Source organism: Mycolicibacterium setense, assembly GCF_000805385.1.
GTDB lineage: Bacteria > Actinomycetota > Actinomycetes > Mycobacteriales > Mycobacteriaceae > Mycobacterium > Mycobacterium setense.
Map to the genome: position 1 here is coordinate 782,661 of NZ_JTJW01000005.1, position 20,404 is coordinate 803,064.

At 67.0% G+C, this 20,404-nt stretch carries 18 protein-coding genes; 10 read left to right on the forward strand and 8 right to left on the reverse strand.

The window, feature by feature from the left end; all coding sequences use genetic code 11:
* Positions 1–12: 12 nt before the first annotated feature.
* From QQ25_RS10090 to QQ25_RS10110, 4 genes are all read left to right on the forward strand, one after another.
* Positions 13–1,458, forward strand: coding sequence for a DHA2 family efflux MFS transporter permease subunit (locus QQ25_RS10090; protein ID WP_039317743.1), 1,446 nt, complete (start codon positions 13–15; stop codon positions 1,456–1,458).
* 139 nt (positions 1,459–1,597) lie between these two features.
* Positions 1,598–1,891 (forward strand): hypothetical protein, encoded by a 294-nt coding sequence (locus QQ25_RS10095; RefSeq protein WP_131546143.1) that lies wholly within the window; start codon positions 1,598–1,600, stop codon positions 1,889–1,891.
* A gap of 58 nt (positions 1,892–1,949) precedes the next feature.
* The gene (locus QQ25_RS10100; protein ID WP_039378690.1) at positions 1,950–2,696 is read left to right on the forward strand and encodes an SDR family oxidoreductase; all 747 of its coding nucleotides are present in this window, start codon (positions 1,950–1,952) and stop codon (positions 2,694–2,696) included.
* 498 nt (positions 2,697–3,194) lie between these two features.
* Positions 3,195–4,688 carry a PucR family transcriptional regulator gene (locus QQ25_RS10110; RefSeq protein WP_039378470.1) on the forward strand — a complete coding sequence of 498 codons (1,494 nt, stop codon included), beginning with the start codon at positions 3,195–3,197 and terminating at the stop codon, positions 4,686–4,688.
* On the opposite strand, the gene QQ25_RS10115 is transcribed toward QQ25_RS10110, so the two are convergent.
* Positions 4,648–5,799 carry a CaiB/BaiF CoA transferase family protein gene (locus QQ25_RS10115; RefSeq protein WP_052235733.1) on the reverse strand — a complete coding sequence of 384 codons (1,152 nt, stop codon included), beginning with the start codon at positions 5,797–5,799 and terminating at the stop codon, positions 4,648–4,650. The genes QQ25_RS10110 and QQ25_RS10115 overlap by 41 nt on opposite strands.
* A 95-nt stretch (positions 5,800–5,894) precedes the next feature.
* A complete protein-coding gene (locus QQ25_RS10120; protein WP_039378471.1) occupies positions 5,895–7,091 on the reverse strand; it encodes an acyl-CoA dehydrogenase family protein in 1,197 nt (398 codons plus the stop codon).
* A gap of 208 nt (positions 7,092–7,299) precedes the next feature.
* Here QQ25_RS10120 and QQ25_RS10125 point away from each other — a divergent pair, with 208 nt between their 5' ends.
* Positions 7,300–9,363 carry an acyltransferase family protein gene (locus tag QQ25_RS10125; protein ID WP_052235734.1) on the forward strand — a complete coding sequence of 688 codons (2,064 nt, stop codon included), beginning with the start codon at positions 7,300–7,302 and terminating at the stop codon, positions 9,361–9,363.
* Positions 9,364–9,380: 17 nt separating this feature from the next.
* Here QQ25_RS10125 and QQ25_RS10130 read toward each other — a convergent pair whose 3' ends face one another.
* Positions 9,381–9,803 (reverse strand): nitroreductase family deazaflavin-dependent oxidoreductase, encoded by a 423-nt coding sequence (locus QQ25_RS10130; RefSeq protein ID WP_039317749.1) that lies wholly within the window; start codon positions 9,801–9,803, stop codon positions 9,381–9,383.
* Between the two features lie 39 nt (positions 9,804–9,842).
* Complete coding sequence (locus QQ25_RS10135; RefSeq protein ID WP_039378473.1) at positions 9,843–10,814, reverse strand: NADPH:quinone oxidoreductase family protein; 972 nt, start codon at positions 10,812–10,814, stop codon at positions 9,843–9,845.
* A gap of 68 nt (positions 10,815–10,882) precedes the next feature.
* Between QQ25_RS10135 and QQ25_RS10140 the strand changes: the two genes are divergently transcribed.
* Together QQ25_RS10140 and QQ25_RS10145 are read left to right on the forward strand one after the other, a co-directional pair.
* Entirely contained in the window at positions 10,883–11,980 is a 1,098-nt protein-coding gene (locus QQ25_RS10140) for an NAD(P)-dependent alcohol dehydrogenase (RefSeq protein ID WP_039378475.1), read from the forward strand.
* A 42-nt stretch (positions 11,981–12,022) separates the two neighbouring features.
* Positions 12,023–12,961, forward strand: a complete 939-nt coding sequence (locus QQ25_RS10145; RefSeq protein ID WP_039378476.1) for an alpha/beta fold hydrolase — start codon at positions 12,023–12,025, stop codon at positions 12,959–12,961.
* On the opposite strand, the gene QQ25_RS10150 is transcribed toward QQ25_RS10145, so the two are convergent.
* Positions 12,951–14,312: a flavin monoamine oxidase family protein gene (locus tag QQ25_RS10150; protein WP_039378477.1), complete on the reverse strand. Its 1,362-nt coding sequence runs from the start codon at positions 14,310–14,312 to the stop codon at positions 12,951–12,953. The two genes, QQ25_RS10145 and QQ25_RS10150, sit on opposite strands and share 11 nt — an antisense overlap.
* Before the next feature lie 27 nt (positions 14,313–14,339).
* Between QQ25_RS10150 and QQ25_RS10155 the strand changes: the two genes are divergently transcribed.
* A complete protein-coding gene (locus QQ25_RS10155; RefSeq protein WP_039378695.1) occupies positions 14,340–15,332 on the forward strand; it encodes a TIGR03617 family F420-dependent LLM class oxidoreductase in 993 nt (330 codons plus the stop codon).
* Positions 15,333–15,373: 41 nt separating this feature from the next.
* The gene (locus QQ25_RS10160; RefSeq protein WP_039317760.1) at positions 15,374–16,867 is read left to right on the forward strand and encodes a flavin-containing monooxygenase; all 1,494 of its coding nucleotides are present in this window, start codon (positions 15,374–15,376) and stop codon (positions 16,865–16,867) included.
* 28 nt (positions 16,868–16,895) lie between these two features.
* Here the strand turns inward: QQ25_RS10160 and QQ25_RS10165 are convergent, their stop codons facing one another.
* The gene (locus tag QQ25_RS10165; RefSeq protein WP_039378478.1) at positions 16,896–17,663 is read right to left on the reverse strand and encodes an AraC family transcriptional regulator; all 768 of its coding nucleotides are present in this window, start codon (positions 17,661–17,663) and stop codon (positions 16,896–16,898) included.
* Positions 17,664–17,681: 18 nt separating this feature from the next.
* Between QQ25_RS10165 and QQ25_RS10170 the strand changes: the two genes are divergently transcribed.
* Entirely contained in the window at positions 17,682–18,047 is a 366-nt protein-coding gene (locus QQ25_RS10170) for a DUF4345 family protein (protein ID WP_234711885.1), read from the forward strand.
* Between the two features lie 25 nt (positions 18,048–18,072).
* On the opposite strand, the gene QQ25_RS10175 is transcribed toward QQ25_RS10170, so the two are convergent.
* Together QQ25_RS10175 and QQ25_RS10180 are read right to left on the reverse strand one after the other, a co-directional pair.
* Positions 18,073–19,188: an Rv3169 family protein gene (locus QQ25_RS10175; RefSeq protein WP_039378481.1), complete on the reverse strand. Its 1,116-nt coding sequence runs from the start codon at positions 19,186–19,188 to the stop codon at positions 18,073–18,075.
* Positions 19,189–20,373 (reverse strand): phosphotransferase family protein, encoded by a 1,185-nt coding sequence (locus QQ25_RS10180; protein WP_039317772.1) that lies wholly within the window; start codon positions 20,371–20,373, stop codon positions 19,189–19,191. It abuts the gene before it with no gap.
* Between the last annotated feature and the right edge of the window lie 31 nt (positions 20,374–20,404).

Genomic DNA, 20,404 nt, shown 5'->3' on the forward strand with positions numbered 1-20,404 from the left:
CAGGGAGAGGTAATGACGACGGGCCCGAGCACCCGGGAGATCGCGACGCAGCCGCGCGCCCTGGCGAGCGCAAATGTCATCATCGCGCTGTTGGTGGGGTCGGCGTTCGTGATGATCCTCAACGAGACGATCATGAGCGTGGCGCTGCCCGCCCTGATCGTCGACCTGGACATCTCCGCGAGCACCGCGCAATGGCTGACCAGTGGCTTCCTGTTGACCATGGCCGTCGTCATCCCGATGTCGGGCTCGCTGTTGCAGCGCTTTCCGGTGCGCAGCATCTACCTGGGGTCGATGGCGTTGTTCTGTACCGGCACGCTGGTCGCCGCGCTGGCGCCTGGATTCGCGGTCCTGCTGATCGGACGGATCGTGCAGGCCTGCGGCACCGCCGTCATGATGCCGTTGTTGATGACGACGGTCATGACGTTGATCCCGGCCGATCGGCGCGGCCAGATGATGGGCACTATCTCGATCGTCATCGCCGTCGCACCGGCGATCGGACCCACATTGTCGGGATTCATCCTGGGCTCACTCGACTGGCGGTGGATGTTCTGGATCGTGCTGCCCATCGCGCTGGCGGCGCTCAGTGCCGGGATGGCATGGCTGCGGGTCGGCGATGAGCGTGAAGAACCGACCCCGATCGATCCCATTTCGGTACCGCTGTCGGCGATTGCGTTCGCGGGCTTGGTGTTCGGGCTGTCGCTGATGGGGGAGTCCGCACACGGTCAGCAGTCGTTGCCCGCGTGGGTGCCGATGACGATCGGTGCGGTGGCCATGGTGCTCTTCGGTGCGCGGCAGATACAGCTGCAGCGACGCGACCGCGCATTCCTGGATCTGCGGCCGTTCACCTATCGGCGGTTCTCGGTGTCGCTGGGCCTGGTGGTCCTGGGCTTCATGGGGCTCTTCGGCGCGATCATCATGGTGCCGCTGTATGTCCAGGACGTGTTGAAGCAGAGCGCGTTGGTCGCCGGGTTGGCGACGTTGCCGGGCGGTCTGCTGATGGGATTGGCCGGTCCATTGGTCGGGCGGGCGTATGACCGGCACGGTGCCCGGGTGCTCGTCGTGCCCGGTTCGGTACTGCTGTGTGTGTCGTTGTGGGGATTCACGTTGTTGTCGGCGGCGTCGCCGGTGTGGGAACTCGTTGTGTTGCAGACGATCATGATGGTGGGCTTGTCGATGATGTTCACCCCGTTGATGACTGACGCGCTCGGCGTCCTACCCGACCGGCTCTATTCACATGGCAGTGCCATCTTGACGACGCTGCAACAGGTGGCGGGCGCGGCGGGCACAGCCCTGTTCGTGACCGTGATGACCAAGGCGTCCCGCTCGGGTGGGGCGCCGGATCTGCCTGGCGTGCATGCGGCTTTCATGGCCGCCGCGGTGATCAGCGTGATCGCGGTGGTCACGTCGTTCTTCACGGCGCCGCGTCCGAGTCCCGCGGGCGGTACGCCGACGCATTGACGCGGGAGGGAACTGCGCAATTTCTCGTAAGTCCGTCAGCAGTCGAGTAGTGCACTACGCATGCGTCATGCCCTGATTGCGGCCGACAGTGGATGTGCCCATCAACCGGGGGCATCGGCGCGCGACACAGGAGATCAACATGAGCTGGAGATGGACTGGCAATCACGGGGACGCACCGTCGGCGGCAGCCGCGGCCACCGAATCGGGTGCGGGCCCCGGCGAGGCGATCTTCGAGGTCAACGACGGCGGGACCGTCGGCCTCTACATCTTCGACAACCACACCGGCACGGGTGGACGCGCGTGGCACTGGACCGGAAATCATGCCGATGCCCCATCGGCGGTGGCCGCCGCAAACGCGGTCGGCGCCGGCCCGGGTGAGGCCGTCTACGCCGTGAACGACGGTGGCACGGTGGGTCTTTACCTGCTCACCTGAACTCCCTCGCCTCAGCGCAACCGGCGATCCCGGATGCGTTGAGGCGAGGTGGGGCACAATCGAACCCGTGCAGAAAGTCGTGATCATCACCGGCGCGGGCAGTGGCATCGGCCGTGCGACGGCCCGGGTCCTGTTGGATGCCGGCCATCGGGTGGTGCTGGCGGGCCGGCGCCCCGAACCGCTGAGCGCTGTCGCTGACGGGAACCCGAATGCCCGTGTCGTCCCGACTGATGTCACGGATTCAGCCTCGGTGCAGGCTCTGTTCGCCGATGCGGTCTCCACCTTTGGGCGGGTCGATGTGCTGTTCAACAACGCAGGTGTGTTCGGACCGTCGGCTTCGATTTCCGATATCGAGGATGAGCAGTGGCATTCCACCTGGCGTACCAATGTCGACGGCGCAGTATTCTGCGCCCGAGAAGCCGCGCGCGTCATGGCCGCCCAGTTGCCGAGGGGCGGGCGCATCATCAACAACGGGTCGATCTCCGCTCACCGGCCGCGCCCCAAGAGCCTGGCCTACACCGTCACCAAGCACGCGATGAGTGGCTTGACCGCGTCAATGTTGTTGGATCTGCGCGATGTCGACATCTGTGTCACCCAGATCGACATCGGCAATGCCGCCACCGACATGACCGCCGGTTTCAGCCACCAGACCTTGCAGGCCGATGGAAGTCTCGCGGCTGAGCCGACTTTCGACGTCGAGCATGTGGCGCGTGCCGTTGCGCACCTGGTCGATCTGCCGCTGGAGGTTTCGGTCCCGTCGCTCACCGTGATGGCGCGGGCCATGCCGTACTTCGGCCGCGGCTGACGGTTCCACCCGTAAAACAACAGAGCCGGAGGCCTTGGGGCCACCGGCTCTGGACAGCGGAGTCGCTATTTCAGTGAACTGAATCCTGAAGCTCGTACCGCTGGACGACTGCGATCAACTCTTCGCGAACCGACGAGTCGGGCAGCTGGTTGATCCGCGCGTAGAGGCGGCGCCGCATACTGGCCCGCTTCTGATTTGCACGAAATTGTGCGAACGACATCCTTCTCACTCCTCTGAGCGCCCGGATCGCGGGCCCTCGCTTGTTTGTTGACATCCACACATCGGGGGTCGCCCGAAGAAAATGGGACCCCTCCATGCTCGCCGCCGGCGCAGATTAAAACCAATTCTTAGAGTGTGAGTTCCACTACAGCCCAACGTGATTGACTGCGATGATGTGCCGGCGGTCACAGCAGGGCTCTGGGGTGATGCCGGTGACCGCGGAAACCTCGAATCTCAGAGGGTGGCCACGTGACTGTCTCGGGGAGTAAGACTGCTTCTGTGGGGCTCACCGTACGAGATCTGGCCGAGGTCGACAGCCTCGGTCTGGTGTTGGTGGCAGGAGGGCGAGGCGCCGACCGTGAGATCGCGTGGGCGCATGCGATCGAGCTGCCGGATCCGACCCCGTACCTGGCCGGTGGTGAGTTGGTCATGACGACGGGCATCAACATCGGTGTGGACGCCGTCGCGCAATCCGCTTACGTAGCGCGCCTGGCCGCGGCCGGGACGGCGGCGCTGGCCGTCGATATCGGCACCACGATCGCCGAGGTGCCACCGGCCGTGCGCGCCGCGGGAGACGAATTCGGTCTCCCGGTGCTGGAGGTGCCGGCATCGACGCCGTTCATCGCGATCGCCCGGGTGGTGGTCGATGCGCTCAAGGCGGACGAATTGCAATCGGTGCAGCGGGTCGTCGACGCGCAGGAAGTCCTCGCCCGGGCCACGCTGCGCGGCGGCATCCCCGGCGTGGTCGGTGCGCTGGCCGAGTGTCTGTCGGGGACCGTCGTGGTCGTCGACACCGACAGCACGGTGTTGGCGGCCGCCGGCAGCGGGCAGGAGCGGTTGATCGCTGTGCTCGGTGAGCAGGCCGGCGCGACGCGTCGCCACGGTGCTCACGTCACCGTCGACGGGGATGCCTTTGTGACCATCCAGAATCTGCGGGCCGCCCATCCGGTTCGCGGTCGGCTCGCCGTACGGACCCTCGCCCCGATGTCCAATTCCGACCGCCTACTGGTGGCGCACGCGGTGTCGCTCATCTCGATTGCGATCGAGAAGCCGGCGCGGGTGATCGACGCGGAGCAACTGCTGCGGATTGCCGTCACCCGTGAGATGTTCACCGGTTCCGGCGCTGTCGACCGTGCGGTATTGCGCTACTTCGGTTTTGAGCCCGACGGTGACGTGGTGGTGGCATCGTTCACCGGCACGGGGCCGGTGTTGGCGGCCGAGCACGTACTGGGCCGTGTGCTGAGCACGTTTCTGATGGCCCCGAGAGCCGGCGAGATCGTGATCGTGATTCCGGCCGGCGATGGCCGAAGCCGCATTCGCGCTGTCATCGACGAACTCGAACAGCAGGCGGGCATCACGGTCAGCGGCGGAATGAGCCGCCCTGCCCGTCTGGCAGATGTTCGTACGGCACTGGAACAGGCCCACATTGCGGCGCATTCCAGCCCTGGGCGGTTCAGCGAATTCGAGGACCTCACTCCGATGGGCGTGCTGCTCGACGGCCGCAGTTCCGCCGAATTACGCTTGTTGGCAGCGCCATTGGATTCGTTGGACGGCGCGGAGGAACTGATTCCCACCCTGGCCGCCTTCCTCGGACGCAACGGTCAGATGGAGGCGGCGGCCGCCGAGCTCGCGGTCCATCGGCACACCATGCGTAACCGGATGCGGCGCATCTCTGGCCTGTTGGGCGACGACCTGGAATCGGCCGACACCCGCGCGCAGCTGTGGCTGGCCCTCAAGGCCTGGCAGCTGCTGGCGTCTCGCCGGCCAGGCTGAGATCGGCGTCATCGCCACCCAGTAGTGGCGGCCCGCTGCGATAGGTGACCGGTGTCGCCGACAAGGTGATCGGGTTGGCCACTTGGGGTGTGGTGGTTCCGGGCACCGGGACCGTCGCGTCGATCCCGAGCCGGCGGGCGAAATCGAATGCCTCCGCGAGGTCGTTGATGGGCCCGGCGGGCACACTGGCGGCGGTCAGCACCGCATACCAGTGATCGGCACCGTGGACCTTGAGCGCTGTTTCGATGACGGGGCACAACACATCTCGATGAGCAACCCGTTGGGGATTGGTAGCGAACCGCGGGTCGTCGGCCAGCTGTGGTTCACCGATGGCGGCGGCGAAGGCGCGGAATTGCTTGTCGTTGCCGACGGCGACCGCGATGGGGCGGTCGGCGGTATCGAATGTCTGGTACGGGGCGATGCTCGGATGCCGGTTGCCCATCATCTGCGGCACCGCACCGGCGCCCAGATAGCCCGAGGCCTGGTTCACCATGGAGGACAACAAAACCGAGAACAAGTTGGTGTCGACGCGCTGGCCGACTCCGGTGCGGTCGCGGTGTGCCAGCGCCGCCAGGATTCCGCTCAGCGCGTGCAGGCCGGCCAACACGTCGACCAGGGCCACGCCGGCCTTGGTCGGATCGCCCGGTTCGGTTCCGGTGACGCTCATCAGGCCGCCCACCGCCTGGACCAGCAGGTCATATCCTGGCAACTCGGCCCCGCCGTCGCGACCGAATCCGGTGATCGAGCAGTAGATCAGATCGGGACGGATCGCTCGCAGATCCTCGTAACCGAGCCCCAGTTTCTCCATGGTGCCCGGCCGGAAGTTCTCCACCACGATGTCGGCGCCGGCCACCAGGGATCTGGCCCGGTCACGGTCGCCGGCGTCGGTCAGATCCAGCACCACCGAGCGCTTGTTGCGATTGACGGCATTGAAATACGTTGCCACGCCAGATGAGTCGTAGGGCGGTCCCCAGGCGCGGGTGTCGTCGCCGGTTCCCGGTCGTTCGACCTTGATCACCTCGGCCCCGAAGTCGCCGAGCATCATGGTCGCGTACGGTCCGGCGAGTACCCGGCTGAAATCGACGACGACCACACCGTCGAGGGCGCCCATCAGTGCCTTCTCCTCTTCGCGCAAGCGCTCATCGGTGCGTTCTCTTCTTCGCGCAAGCGCTCATCAGTGCGTTCTGTTCTTCGCGCAAGCGCTCATCAGCGGAACGCCGCCTGCCCGGTCAGCGCCTTGCCGATCGACAGCAGGTGCATCTCGGAGGTGCCCTCGTAGGTGAGAACCGATTCGAGGTTGTTGGCGTGCCGCAGCGGTGAGTATTCGAGGGTGATTCCACTGCCGCCCAAGAGGGTCCGGCAGTCCCGGGCGATGGCCAGTGCCTCGCGGACGTTGTTGAGCTTGCCCAGGCTGATCTGTTCGGGCCTGGCTCCTTCGGCGTCCTTGATGCGGCCCAGGTGGATCGCCAGCAGCATTCCCTTGCCGAGTTCGACGGTCATGTTGGCCAGCTTTTCCTGGGTGAGCTGGTAGCTGGTCAGCGGCTTGTCGAACACCTCACGTGAGCCGGCGTAGTCGATCGCGGTCTCCAGGCTGTCGCGCGCGGCGCCGAGTGAACCGAACACGATGCCGAACCGGGCCTCGTTCAGACACGACAGCGGCGCGGACAGGCCCTCGGCCAGCGGCAGTTGCGCCGAGGCCGGCAGCCGCACGTTGTCCAAGACGAGCTCGGAGGTCACCGAGGCCCGCAGCGAGAGCTTGCGATGAATCTCGTTGGCGGTGAAGCCCGGCGTGTCGGTGGGCACCAGGAATCCCCGAATGCCGTCATCGGTCTGGGCCCACACCGTGGCCACATCGGCCAGGTTGCCGTTGGTGATCCACATCTTGGTGCCGTTGAGCACCCAGTCCGCACCGTCGCGGCGGGCGCGGGTGCGCATACCGGCGGGGTTCGAGCCGAAGTCGGGTTCGGTGAGGCCGAAGCAGCCGATCGCATCACCGGTCGCCAGTCGCGGCAGCCATTCATTCTTCTGTTCCTCGGATCCGTACCGGTAGATCGAGAACATCGACAGCGAGCCCTGTACGGATACGAAACTGCGGAAGCCACTGTCGCCGGCTTCCAGCTCCATGCAGGCCAGGCCGTAGCTGACGGCGTTGGTGCCGGCGCAGCCGTAACCCTGCAGATGCATGCCGAGCACCCCGAGCTTGCCGAACTCCTTGGCCAACTCCCTCGGCAACGTGGCATCTTCGAACCACTCACCGACATTCGGCCGTAGCCGGCTGTCGACAAACTGCCGCACCTTCGCGGCGATGTCGCGCTCGTCCTGATCGAGCAGTCGGTCGGTGTCGAACAGCTCCAGCGGCCGGTAGGTGGACTTCTTGGCAGCCGGTGCGGTGGTGGCGGTCATGGGTCAAGGCTAGATTTGCCGGGCAAATCTGCCTATGGCCGGTTCGTACAACGCTGCCATCATGGTTGTCCGATGTGGCGTCCCAGAGGCGTCGACGCGGGGGATCACCACCTGTTGGGGTGGCCTATGCTCGCTGAGGCGATCGGTGTGGCCCCAGGGTGTTCTCATCGTCATTGACCGGCGAACTCGGCCCAGGGGAAGTTTCAGCGTGCAGGCGATTGTTGGCGATCGGGTCCGCATTGCCGCCGCGACCCGTCCGGTTCGCGACGACTTGGTCGGACTGAGCGGCGTGGCCATCCTGATGGTGGTCGTCTGCCACCTCTGGTTCGGTCGGGCGCCCGGCGGCCTGGACGTCCTACTGGTCCTGTCCGGGTACTTCCTCGGCGGCCGCGTACTCCGCAGCATCGGCACGGCGAGCCCGACGGTTCTGGTGGCGGAGCTGGTACGGGTCGCGCGCAGGCTGCTGCCTCCCCTGGTTCTCGTGGTGTTGGTGAGTGCGGTGGGCACGGTGCTGATCCAGCCGCAGACCCGGTGGGAGGCATTCGCCGACCAGACCCTGGCCGGCCTCGGCTTCTATCAGAATTGGCAGTTGCTCCGGTCGGCCGACGACTATGTGCAGGCCGGTGAGGCGGTGACGCCTCTGCACCACCTGTGGGCCGTCTCGGTGCTGGGCCAGTTCGCGCTCGCGTTCTTCTTGCTCGCCGGTGCGGCGATCGTGCTGACATTGCGTCGCGGTCGCGGTGCGCGACGCCGGGTTCTGGTGGCCTCGGCCGGGATCGGGGCGGCGGCATCGCTGTACTACGCGCTCACGACACAATCGGACAACCCGATGCTCGCCTACTACAGCACCGCCGCCCGGGCGTGGGAGCCGTTGGCCGGAGTGCTGGCGGCAGCTGTCGTCTCCGGCCCGGTGGGCGGAATCCGGTGGCCCGACTGGTTGCGCGCGGGTGCGGCGGTGGCCGGGCTGGCGGCGATCCTGGTGTGCGGTGTGGTGACCGACCGGACCGTGCAGTCCCCGGGCCTCTGGACGGCGATTCCGGTGGCCGCGACGGTGCTCATCATCGTGAGTGCGGCACAGGGGACGTCGGACAGGGCAACGGAGTTCCTGCGCAGCGGCCCGTTGGTCACCATCGGGGCGGCGGCCTATCCGCTGTACCTGTGGCATTGGCCCGTGCTGATCTTCTGGCTGGCCACCATCAACGACGATGCCGTCGGCCTGGTCGACGGCATCGCGATCATGCTGGCCGCAGGGCTGCTGGCGCTGCTGACCGCGCGGTGTGCGCAGCTGCCGTGGCGTCGCGGGCCCGGCATCCGGATGGTGTCGGGTGCGGTCGTGCTGCTGGTCGCGGTGGTGCTCGTGGCGATGTCGCTGATGTGGCAGGGCCATGTCGCATTGGCCCGGGCCAGCGGCGCGGAACTCGGCATGCTCCCGATCCGCGACTATCCGGGGGCGCAGGCGCTGATCGAGAATCGTCGGGTCGCGAAGTTGCCGACTCGGCCGAGTGCGCTGGAGGCCGACGACGATATCCCGCCCTCATCGGTCGACCATTGCGTCACGGGGTTCACCGGTGATGACGTCCTCACGTGCGTGTACGGCGACCCCAAGGGTGACCACACCATCGCGCTGGCCGGCGGATCGCATTCGGAGCACTGGCTGACCGCGCTGCACCAGCTCGGGCGTCAACACGGCTTCAAGGTGACCACCTACCTGAAGTTCGGTTGCCCGCTGACCACCAAACGCGTACCGATCATCGCGGGATCCTCGGACACCTATCCGTCCTGCCGGACGTGGTCCGACAATGCGCTGGCGCGGATCATCGCCGACCGCCCGGACTATGTGTTCTTCACCTCGACGCGCCCGAAGCTCAACAGCCCGGGCGACTATGTGCCCGACCACTACCTCGGGATCTGGGATGACTTGTCCGCCAACGGGATCCCGATGCTTGGCATACGCGATACACCGTGGATGATCCGGGACGGATGGTTCTTCTCACCCGTCGACTGTCTGTCGAAAGGTGGCGACGCCGACTCCTGCGGGCTGCCGCGCGACTTGGCGCTGGCCCAGCGCAATCCGACCGTCGAGTACCTAACCGACTATCCGCTGATGAAGGCGCTCGACCTCAGCGATGCGGTGTGCCGGCCCACCGTCTGTCGGGCCGTGGAGGGCAACGTGCTGGTGTACCACGATGCCCATCACCTGTCGGCGGCCTACGTGCGCACACTCACCACCGAGTTGGCGCGGCAGATGTCCGACGCCCTCGGATGGTGGTAGCGCTTATTCGACGCCGCTTATTCGACGATGAAGACGGGAATCTGCCGAGTGGTCTTGGTCTGGTACTCGGCATAAGGCGGGTAGGCCTCGACTGCCAGCTTCCACCAATGCTCGCGCTCCTCGCCAGCCAGTTCACGGGCAGTCAGCGACGCGGTCTTGTCGCCGTCCTGCACCGTCACGGCCGGGTTGGCCTTGACGTTGAAGTACCACGAGGGGTGCGCCGGGTCGCCGCCCTTGGACGCCACCATCGCGTAACGACCGTTCTCTTCGACGCGCATCAGCGGCACGTACCGCTTCTTACCTGACTTGGCGCCTGTCGTCGTGAACAGCACGATCGGGCGATCGAGCACCTCGACGCCGTCGGTGGTGCCTTGCTCCAGGATGCGTTGGGTCTGGTCACGTACCCAGTCGGTCGGGCTCAGTTCGGCATGTTCGCTCACGCACCCCGCAACACCGGCGACCGCGGAGATATTCCGGGGTCAGCGCAGCTTCAGGACCACTTTGCCTTTCGCGCTGCGGTTCTCCAGTGACGCTATGGCCTGCGCGGCCTGCTCCAGCGGGTACACCTGCGGCTGCGGTGCGGGCACCGCACCGGAGGCCAGCAACGGTTGCAGTTCGGCCCACTGCTCCTGCAGATAACCGGGGTGGGAGAACGTCCAGGCACCCCAGCCCGCGCCGATCACGTCGACGTTGTTGAGCAGCAGGCGGTTGACCTTGACCGTGGGAATGTCACCGCCGGTGAACCCGACGACCAGCAGGCGTCCGCCCACGGCCAGCGACCGCAGTGAGTCGGTGAAGCGGTCGCCGCCGACCGGGTCGAGGACGATGTCCACGCCGCGGCCGTCGGTGAGTTCCTTTACCGCATCCCGGAATCCGTCGGCCAGCACCACCTCCGATGCGCCTGCGGCCCTGGCGATTTCGGCCTTCTCCTCGGTGGACACCACCGCGATGGTGCGCGACGCGCCCAGCGCAGGGGCCAATCGCAGCGCGGAGGTGCCGATGCCTCCTGCCGCGCCGTGCACCAGTACGGTCTCACCCTTGGCCAGCCTGCCGCGCGTGCGCAACGCGAAATGCACGGTCAGGTCGTTGAACAGGATGCCGGCGCCGGCCTCGAACGAGACCGCGTGCGGCAGAGCGAACACCCGATCGGCGGGCAGTGCCACGACTTCGGCCATGCCGCCGGACAACATGGTCAGGCCAAGCACCCGGTCACCGGCGCGGACGTGGGCCCCGGCCGGAGCGCTGCGGACCACCCCGGCGACCTCGGCGCCGGGAGTGAACGGCACATCAGGCTTGTATTGGTAGAGCCCGCGGGTGAGCAGGGCGTCCGGGAACGCGACCCCAGCGGCGTGGACGTCGATCACCACCGCCTCGTCAGCTGAGGGTTCGGCGACGTCGGCCACCCGTACCGCATCGGGACCGTCGAGGGCGGTGATCTGTGCTGCACGCATCGGTGTCTCCTTCTGGTGGGTCGCCAGCCAATTGTGACAGGTGTCAAGTTGGTGGTTAGCATCACCGGATGCTCAACGCCCGCGCCGCGGTGGTGCTCGACGCCGGAGCCGATCCGCAGCTCACTGACGTCCAGATGCGCGAGCCAGTCGGTGACGAAGTTCTGGTCCGCATCGACGCGGTGGGCATCTGCCACACCGATGTGAGCGTGGCCGCGCGGTTTCGCAGGCTCCCGATGGTGTTCGGCCATGAAGGCGCGGGAACCGTGGTCCAGACCGGGCCGGATGCCGTCGCCCGGATCGGCGACCAAGTGGTCCTCACCTTCGCCAGTTGCGGCACGTGCTTCAACTGCCGGGCCGACGCCCCGGCCTACTGCGAGCGTTCCACCGACCTGAACATGCGCGGCAGCCGTCCCGACGCGTCCAGCGCCATGTACCGCGACGGTGCCCCGATCGGCGGCGGGTTCTTCGGCCAGTCCAGCTTCTGCACCTACGCGATCGCCGGTAGCCGCAATGCCGTGGTGCTGCCCGAGCCGATGGATCCCGCGCTGGCCGCCCCGCTGGGCTGCAGCGTGCAGACCGGTGTGGGTGCGGTGCTCAATGTGCTTGCGCCACAACCCGCGGATGCGCTCGTGGTGTTCGGTGCCGGCGCCGTCGGGCTCTCGGCGGTGATGGGCGCCCGCATCGCCGGGTGCCGCACCGTCATCGCCGTCGATCCGATCGTGCAGCGGCGCACGCTGGCAACCGAATTGGGAGCCACCGCGGCCATCGACCCGGTCGCGTCCGACGCCGCTGCGGTGGTGCTCGAGCTGACCGGGGGAGCGGCCGCCGCCGTCGACACCACCGCACGGCCCGACGTCCTGGCCGCCGCCGTCGGGGTGTTGCGCGAACGTGGCACGTTGGCGCTGCTGGGCCTGGGTGCGTTGACCGCCGAGCTACCCGTCGCTGCCATCATGGGCAAGGGTCTGACCGTGCGCGGCGTGGTGGAGGGTGACAGCGAACCGCACACCTTCATCCCGCGCCTGGTGGATCTGCATCGCCGTGGCGAACTTCCGCTCGACAAATTCGTGAGCCGCTTCCTGTTCGACGACTTCGACCGGGCCTGGGCCGCTGCCAAGGCCGCTGACGTCGTCAAACCGGTGTTGATCACCGGAACGGTAGGCTCATAAAGCCCGGTTTCACCCGGCAACGACGCCAATGATCGGAGCATCATGACCCTTCCCCAGCTACCACCGGGGCGCGCCGTGCAGGTGCGCGCTGTCGACGGCGTGCGGTTGCACGCCGAGGTGTTCGGGCCCGCCGACGGCTATCCGATCGTGCTGGCCCACGGCATCACCTGTGCCATCGGGGTCTGGGCCCATCAGATCGCCGATCTGGCCACCGATTACCGCGTCATCGCCTACGACCACCGCGGGCACGGCCGCAGCGAGGCTCCACGCGGCCGCGATCGCTACAGCCTCAACCACCTCGCAGCCGACCTCGACGCGGTACTCGACGCCACGCTCAAGCCCGGTGAACGGGCGATTATCGCCGGGCACTCGATGGGCGGCATCGCGATCACCTCGTGGTCGCAGCGCTACCCGGCCCAGGTGGCCGCCCGCGCCGACGCTGTCGCGCTGATCAACACCACCACCGGGGACCTGGTGCGGGACGTGCAACTACTGCGGGTGCCCGCGCCGCTGGCGTCGACGCGCATCCGGGCCGCGGGTACCGCGATCAGGACCTTGGGCGGAGCGCGGATGCCCCGGATCACCGAGCGTCCCAACAAGCGGTTGGTCGCGCGTCTGGCGGTGGGCTACGAGGCCGAGCCGTGGGTCGCCGAGTTCGTCTATCGCCTGTTCGCCGAGACGTCGGCGGCCGGACGCGGCGGCTGGGCCAGGGCGCTGGTCAACAGTGTTGGACCGCAACATATCTCACTGAAAAATCTGTCGGTCCCGACGCTCGTGATCGGTAGTGCCAAGGACCGGTTGCTGCCCATCAACGCCGCCCGCCGCATCGCCGCCGACGCCCCGAACCTGAGCGCGTTCGTCGAGATGCCCGGCGGGCACTGCGCCATCCTGGAATGCCCGTCACAGGTGAATGCCCAATTGCGCGCGCTGGCCGAATCGGTGGCTTCGACCCGGGCGGTGGATCAAGCAGTCAGCCGGTGAGCCGGCCCGCGACTTCGGCGGCCGCCCGCTTGCCGGACCGGACTGCCCCGTCGAGAAATCCGGTCCACTCATCGGCGGTCTCGGTGCCCGCCCAGTGGATGCTGTCCACCGGTTCGCGCAGCCACCGGCCGTACTGAGTCCACGAACCCGGTGGCACCGCCGCCGTCGGCCCGCCGGGTGCGAATTGTTCTGCGCTCCAACACTGGTCGATGTAGTCGATCGGTGTCAGCGCCGCATCGCCGAACAGCGTGGCGAACCCGGACAGTGCCTGCTCGCGCCGCTGGTCCGGTGGGAGCCGGTCGAATGTGCGGGCATCGGTGAACCCGAGCAGGATTCCGGGCCCGTTGGATGAACCGTCTCCCGGGCTGACGTCGAAGGTGATGAACACCGGCCCCTCGTCGGACAATGCCTCACCCGAGCAGCCGTTGGCGCGCCAGAACGGTCGTTCGTAGGCGGCGTAGGCCTTGCTGAGATTGCCCTGCGGCCAGTTCTCGGCCAGCTCGGTGTAGGGCTCGGGCAGTGGCGGGTTGAATTCGATGCCGACCCGGTGTTGGGGCGGGATGGCGACGATCACCGCGCGTGCGTGTACTGCGCCGGCCGGGGAGCTCACCGCGACAGTGCCGTCGGGGCGGCGCTCGATGGCGCCGACAGGGGCGTTGAGCAGCACCCGATCTCCGAGCTCGTCGGCCATCTTCACGGCGATCTGCTGGCTCCCGTCGGGAAAACGATCCTGTTGCGCGCCGTCGCGGACGTCGAGCATGCGATCCAGCCCGCCCGCGGCCTTGACGTAGCGGGCGGCGTGCAGCATCGACACCTCGTCGGGCTCGGCACCCCAGGTGACCCGCGACATGATCGCCATGAGGTTGCGGGTCGACGCGTTGGCACCGGCCGAGCGCAACCACTGCTCGAGGGTGAGTTCGTCGAGTTTCTCGGCGTTGGGACTTGTCCACGGCTCGGTGATCCGGATCAGCCGGCAGAGCCGTTCGAAGCGCCACTGGATGCGCGACACGTCGAACAGTTCCATCATCGACAGCCGCGGGATGGTGCTCCGGTAGGAGCGCACCCGCCCGTGCCACCGGATCAGGTTCTTGCCGCGGTCGTAGGTGGGCACCGTGCGGCACCCGAGTTCGTCGGCCAGCGCCAGCACCGCATCCTGGGTCGGGCCGACGAACGTGCCCCCCAGGTCCACCGGCACGTCGGCGATCATGGCGGTCGACGAGCGGCCGCCGACGCGGTCGCGGCCCTCCAGCACCACCACCTGATGTCCGAGCCCGACCAGCGCGCGGGCGGCGGTCAGGCCGGCGAAACCGGCGCCGACCACGACGACGTCGGTGTTCGTTGGGATGCTCACCTGTCTAGGCTCTCACGCGTGAAGGTCATGACAGCGTTGTTCGGCCCGCAAGATGCCATCGAGAGGGCCAGGGCCCTGCGTGAGGCGGGTGCCAGTGGGGTGTTCACCTTCGAGGGTCCCCATGATGTGTTCACCCCGTTGACGCTGGCCGCCACGGTCGGCGGTCTCGACCTGATGACCAATGTGGCAATCGCCTTTCCCCGCAACCCGATTCACCTCGCACACCAGGCCATCGACCACCAGATCCTGTCCGGTGGGCGCTTCACCCTGGGGCTCGGCACGCAGATCCGTACGCAGATCGAGAAGCGGTTCGGCGCCGAGTTCGACCGCCCGGTGGAACGGATGTCGGAGTTGCTCGGCGCGTTGCGGGCGATCTTCGCGGCGTGGGATGACCCCAACGGACTGAACTCCTTGAATTTCAGGGGCGAGTATTACCGGCACACGTTGATGACGCCCACGTTCACGCCGCGGGACAACCCGTACGGTCCACCGCCGATCTATGTGGGCGCGCTGGGGCCGCGGCTCACCCGGGCCACCGCACAGTTCGCGGACGGCCTGCTGGTCATGCCGTTCGGGTCCAAACGGTTCCTGCAGGAGGCCACGCTGCCCGCGGTGCGCGAGGGGCTGACCGCCGCGGGACGCGACGAGGCGGAGTTGGCGATCGTCCCGGAGATCATCGTGTCGGCCGCATCCGAGAAGGACCCGAATCACGACGCGGCGCGACGCCTGCTCGCCTTCTACGGTTCCACCCCGGCCTACCGGCCGGTGCTGGATGTGCACGGCTGGGGCGATTTGCAGCCCGAGCTCAATGCGCTGTCCAAACAGGGCCGCTGGCAGGAGATGGGTTCGCTGATCGACGACGATGTGCTGCACACCATCGCGGCCTGCGGCAGCCCCGCCGACATCGCCGCCCACATCCGGGACCGCGTGGCCGGCGTGTCCGACCGGATCTGCCTGTACCAGCCGGGTCCGATCGAGGTGGATTCGCTTGCCCAGATCGTTGACGCGCTGCGCGACTGAGCACATAGGGTGGTACTGAGCGGGACCAAAGGAGGTTCGCCATGGACGACGCTCGTCGGGCTGCGGATCCGGACTATTCGGATGTACTGATCATCGGGGCCGGCATCTCAGGGTTGGGGGCGGCCTACCGCGTACATGAGAAGAGCCCCGGGCTGACCTACACCGTCCTGGAACGCCGGGAGCGGATCGGTGGTACCTGGGACCTGTTCCGTTATCCCGGGATCCGCTCGGACAGCGACATCTTCACGCTGAGCTTCCCGTACCAACCGTGGACCAGGCCGGAGAACGTGGCTGACGGCGACGACATCCGCGACTACCTGACCGAGACCGCTCGGGCACACGGCATTGACCGCCACATCCGGTTCAACACCCATGTGCTGTCGGCGGATTGGGATTCGGGCACCGACACCTGGACCGTGCAGACCGAACAGGACGGCCGGCCCGGGACCTACCGGTGCCGGTACCTGTTCTGCGGCACGGGGTACTACAACTACGACGAGCCCTACACCCCGGAATTCCCCGGTATCGAGAGCTTCGGCGGCGACGTGGTCCACCCGCAGTTCTGGCCCGAGTCGCTGGACTACTCCGGCAAGCGCGTCGTGGTGATCGGCAGCGGTGCCACGGCGATCAGCCTGGTGCCCGCGTTGGCCGAGCAGGCCTCCCATGTGACGATGCTGCAGCGCTCGCCCACCTACATGATGTCGATGCCGCGCATCGATCCGATGGTTCAAGCCATCCGGAAGATCCTGCCGCGCAGGGTTTCTCATCAGGTGGTGCGGTTCCGCAATGCGATGATCCACGTGCTGATGTACTTCGTGTTCCGGAAGGCGCCCAAGTTCGGGCGGTGGCTGATCCGCAACCGGACGATCGCCGCATTACCCGAGGGCTACCCCGTCGACGTGCACTTCAAGCCGCGGTACAACCCGTGGGACCAGCGTTTGTGCCTGGTGCTCGACCGAGACCTGTTCCAGCACATCAGCCACGGCCAAGTGGACGTCATCACCGATCACATCGACCACGTCGACGCGACCGGCATCGTGCTGAAATCCGGTGCGCGGGTGGATGCCGACGTGATCGTCACCGCGACCGGCTTGCAACTTCAGGCGCTCGGCGGGATCAGGCTGGCGGTCGACGGTCACGAGGTCAAGCCCACCGAGAGGTTCGTCTACAAGGAATTTCTGCTGGAGGATGTCCCGAACCTGGCCTGGTGCATCGGTTACACCAACGCATCGTGGACATTGCGGGCGGACATGACCGCGCGGGCATTCGCGAACCTGTTGGCCTACATGGGCGCTCACGGGTACACCCATGCCTATCCGCACAAGGGTGCGGCGCCGATGCCGGAGAAGCGGACGTGGGATCTGGAGGCCGGCTACATCCAGCGTTCAGAGCATGCGTTGCCGCGGTCGGGCACCAAGCGGCCATGGCACGTTCGGCACAATTATGTGCTCGATGCCATCGACCACCGCTTCGACCGCATCGAGGAGTCGATGGTCTTCGGCCGTGCCCCGGCCGTCGAGAACGTGGCCTCCTGAACGCCGCGAGTGTGCGGGCCGGTACGCGTCACGGCGTGCGGATGCGCAAACCCGTCGAAAGCAGCTGTGTGGCGGACAATCCGAACGTGGTCTTGAACCGGTCGGCCAGGTGTGACGGGCTGGCGAACCCGGCATCGGCGGCGGCCGTGGTCAGATTCTCACCGGCCGCCACGGCGGTGCCCGCCGCCACGAGCCTGCTCCACATCCGGTAGCGCCGCAGGCTGGTGCCGGCCTCGCGCCGGAACAGATGAAGGAACCGAGACTCCGACAGGCCTGCGGCGGCCGCGAGCTCGCGCGCCGACGCCGCTGCCGCCGGGTCTTGGCGAATCTGCTTGGCCACCAGTTCGATCCGTGGATCAATGCGGTGAACCGTGTCGGGGGCGGCCAGGTCGAGCCAGCGCCGGGCGGCCGCGTCGTCGCGCGGCGTCACCGTCAGTTCGGCTTCGGCGGCGTGGCCGACACCGATGCCGTGCCGGAATTCGGTGAACTGCTGCCGGCACGATGCGCTTCGTTGCGAGCTGGGATCGAGATAGCACGACACCATCGCGCCCTGCATCGACAGGTGATGGGTGAGCCGTGGTGGGACCAACACACTGCGTGCGACGACGGTGTGGCCCTCCACAGCCACTGACAACGGCCCGTCGACCCCGACCACTGAGCACCACACCGACCCGGAGTGCGGTTCGAGACCGAGGCCCGGCCCGGCGTAGAGCGCCTGCCCGGGCCACAACCACACCGTCGGGCAGCAGGTTTGTGGAAGCGGCTCGACGGTGTCGGGGGCATGCTGTGCGGACAACGTGAACAGGAGGATACCGTGGCTGTTGCTGTGATCGCCGTCGTCGGCGTGTTCTTCGCCGGCATGGGTTTGTACGCCCTGGCGGCTCCCGCCGCGATTCTGCGGCCGTTCGACTATGACCTCAGAACGGCTGCGGCCCGCGCGGAAGTCCGTGGTGTGTATGGCGGTTTCGGTCTGGCCATGGCGGCGGTGCTGGCCTATGCGGCCATGGCCCCGGCCGAGGTGCGCACCGGGATATTGATCACGGTCGGCGCGGCACTGGCCGGAATGGCCGTCGGTCGCGCCGTCTCGGCGGTGTTCGACGAAAGGACGTCGTTCTACCCCAACTGGTTCTACTCCTTGGTCGAAGCGATCGGCGCGGCAGCGCTGCTCTTGGCCGCCTGATTTCCCGGCTCGCGCAGGGGAGTGCCTAGGGGGCGACCGTGAGCCAGTCGGCGAAGCCCGAGGGATCGTGACGCCCTAGCGCACCGTGCTCGAACAGGCCCCAGCCTTCCACCGGCGCACCATCGCCCTCGGTGCACACCGCCCGCCCGACGTGGTCGATCACGCCGAATGCGGTCCGGCCGACGACGGCCGGGTCGGTCATGTCGTAGGTCCGCCGTTCGGTGAACTTCTCGCCCTTCCACACGCCGTGGATCCAGTCGACGTCGCCGCCGTAGCCGCCGCCGACGTGAATCGGCACGGGCAGTTTGGATTCCACGTCGAACCGGACCGGGGTGCCGTCGAGCGCGGTGGCCTCGATGGTGGCGCCCGTCGGGATGCGGGTGCCCGAGCGGTAGTGGATCTTGATCCGCGGCCAGCCGAGCTGCTCGACGCGGCCGTCTTTCCAGACCCGCGTGCAGTCGTTCAGCGAGCGGAACCCGTTGGGCTCCTCCTGGATGATGAGGACCAGCGCGAAGTCGTCGAAGGCCATCGGTACGTACAGCCACCACATGCCTTCGAACGGCGGGTCGGCGGGACGCCCGGCGGGTTCGGCCTCGCCGATCGGCCGGATACCCCAGGACCGGTCGCGCGAGCCGATCCAGGTCTCTGGGTCGACGTCGATACGCTGGCCGTCGATCTCCAGATGGCCGCTCCAGGAACCCAATTGGGCGAAGCGCTGGGCGTCGAGGGTGACCCGATTGCCCTGACGCATCAGGTGCGGCTGTTCCTGGACGACATCGAACAGGCCGTTCCAGGTGAGATCCGCGGCGATGCCCTCGGTTTCCTCCAGCACGATGCGCACCTTGTGCAGTGGCTCGGGCACTTCGACGCGGTAGCCGCCGACGTGCTGGTTGAGCCGGTCCTGATCGATCGCGTCGGACAGGTGCACGGCCGTCTGTTCATTTCCACGTCGCACCAGGAAGTAGGCGTCCTTCACCCCGAGATTGGGGTAGTAGCCGAGACCGGTGATGACGAAGACGTCGCCGGTGCGGTCGTGGGCGTTGAAATACGAACGGTCGTAGAAGTTCCGGTCCGACGATCCGGGCCAGGCGATCGGTTGTGGGGTTTGATGTACCGGGAATTCGTCCATCGGGCCGAGCATTTACGCTCCTTCCTTTCCCCGGGTCGCTTCGCTCCTGCCCTCCGGGATCTCAATGAGGCGCCGCAGCAACGGCGCATGGTAGAACATGGTCTCTACGTTGTCGGGCTTCTCCGCCTCGCCGAAATGCACGCGCCGAGCACCGGTGCGCATGAACACGCAGCACCAGATGACGCCTGAGTAGATGTAGAACCACCGCAGATCGCCGAGCTCGACCCCGGTCAACTCGCGATAGGTGGCCCGGACATCCTCTTCGCGCATCACATCGGGCAGGCCCGGCAGCCCGGCCATGCCGGACAGTTCCTGAAACACCATGTGCGCAAAGATGATCCAGGAAACGTCCAGTTCGCGTGGGCCGATGGTGGCCATTTCCCAGTCGAGGACGGCGGCCGGGCGGAAGTCGTCGTAGAGCACGTTTCCGATGCGGGAATCGCCCCAGGTCAGAACGCTTTCCGAGGCGGCCACATCCGTGGGGAAGTTGTCCTCGAGCCATTGCAGCGCCTGCTCGACCAGCGGTGAGCGGCCGATGTCGGGTACCGAGAACTCGTACCAGTCCTTGAGCCAGCCGAAGCGGCGGCTCAGCGGTGTATCGCCCGGCGGATCGACCTCGGACAGGAACGCGAATCGTTCTGCGGCATCGGGGATCGCGTGCAGTTTCGCCAGCACGGCCACGGTGCTGTCCTGCAACTCGCGGCGGCGTGCGGCGGGGGCATCGGCGAACCAGTTGTCACCGAAGGTGTATGGCATGACGTCCGGCGGCACCTGGCCGTCGACGCGGTCCATCAGGAAGAAGGGGGTGCCCAGCACCTCGCCGGTGGCGTCGATCCAGCGCACGTCGGGGACCGGCACATCGGTGAGTTCGCCGACCTGCCGCATCACCTCGAATTGGTGATCGAGCCGGTAGGAGGAGAACACCGGGACGTCGTCCTGGGTGGGGGCGACGCGGGCCACCCACTTCTGCTCTTTGGGCTCGCCGTCTTCTTCCCAGCGGCCGGTCAGCATGATCGTCTCGGACGACATTCCGTTGGAGTCGACTCCGCTTTCCACGGTGATCTCCGGGGCGATGCCGCCCGGCATCACGGTGGACAGCCATTTCGACAGCACCGATGGCAGGGTGGTGACGTCACGGCTGGAGCGTTGCAGGTGGTCGACATTCTCCACAGGAGCGTCCACGGCCTCGTTTGCCATTCAACTGTTCCTTACGGCCACAATTACGATA

Excerpts from the sequence above, each read along its gene's own strand:
- QQ25_RS10160 (WP_039317760.1), top strand. The coding sequence starts at position 15,374 with ATGGACGACGCTCGTCGGGCTGCGGATCCGGACTATTCGGATGTACTG.
- QQ25_RS10115 (WP_052235733.1), bottom strand. The coding sequence starts at position 5,799 with ATGGGCGCCCTCGACGGTGTGGTCGTCGTCGATTTCAGCCGGGTACTC.
- QQ25_RS10135 (WP_039378473.1), bottom strand. The coding sequence starts at position 10,814 with ATGCGTGCAGCACAGATCACCGCCCTCGACGGTCCCGATGCGGTACGG.
- QQ25_RS10175 (WP_039378481.1), bottom strand. The coding sequence starts at position 19,188 with ATGCTCGGCCCGATGGACGAATTCCCGGTACATCAAACCCCACAACCG.
- QQ25_RS10090 (WP_039317743.1), top strand. The coding sequence starts at position 13 with ATGACGACGGGCCCGAGCACCCGGGAGATCGCGACGCAGCCGCGCGCC.
- QQ25_RS10180 (WP_039317772.1), bottom strand. The coding sequence starts at position 20,373 with ATGGCAAACGAGGCCGTGGACGCTCCTGTGGAGAATGTCGACCACCTG.
- QQ25_RS10095 (WP_131546143.1), top strand. The coding sequence starts at position 1,598 with ATGAGCTGGAGATGGACTGGCAATCACGGGGACGCACCGTCGGCGGCA.
- QQ25_RS10145 (WP_039378476.1), top strand. The coding sequence starts at position 12,023 with ATGACCCTTCCCCAGCTACCACCGGGGCGCGCCGTGCAGGTGCGCGCT.
- QQ25_RS10140 (WP_039378475.1), top strand. The coding sequence starts at position 10,883 with ATGCTCAACGCCCGCGCCGCGGTGGTGCTCGACGCCGGAGCCGATCCG.
- QQ25_RS10120 (WP_039378471.1), bottom strand. The coding sequence starts at position 7,091 with ATGACCGCCACCACCGCACCGGCTGCCAAGAAGTCCACCTACCGGCCG.
- QQ25_RS10155 (WP_039378695.1), top strand. The coding sequence starts at position 14,340 with ATGACAGCGTTGTTCGGCCCGCAAGATGCCATCGAGAGGGCCAGGGCC.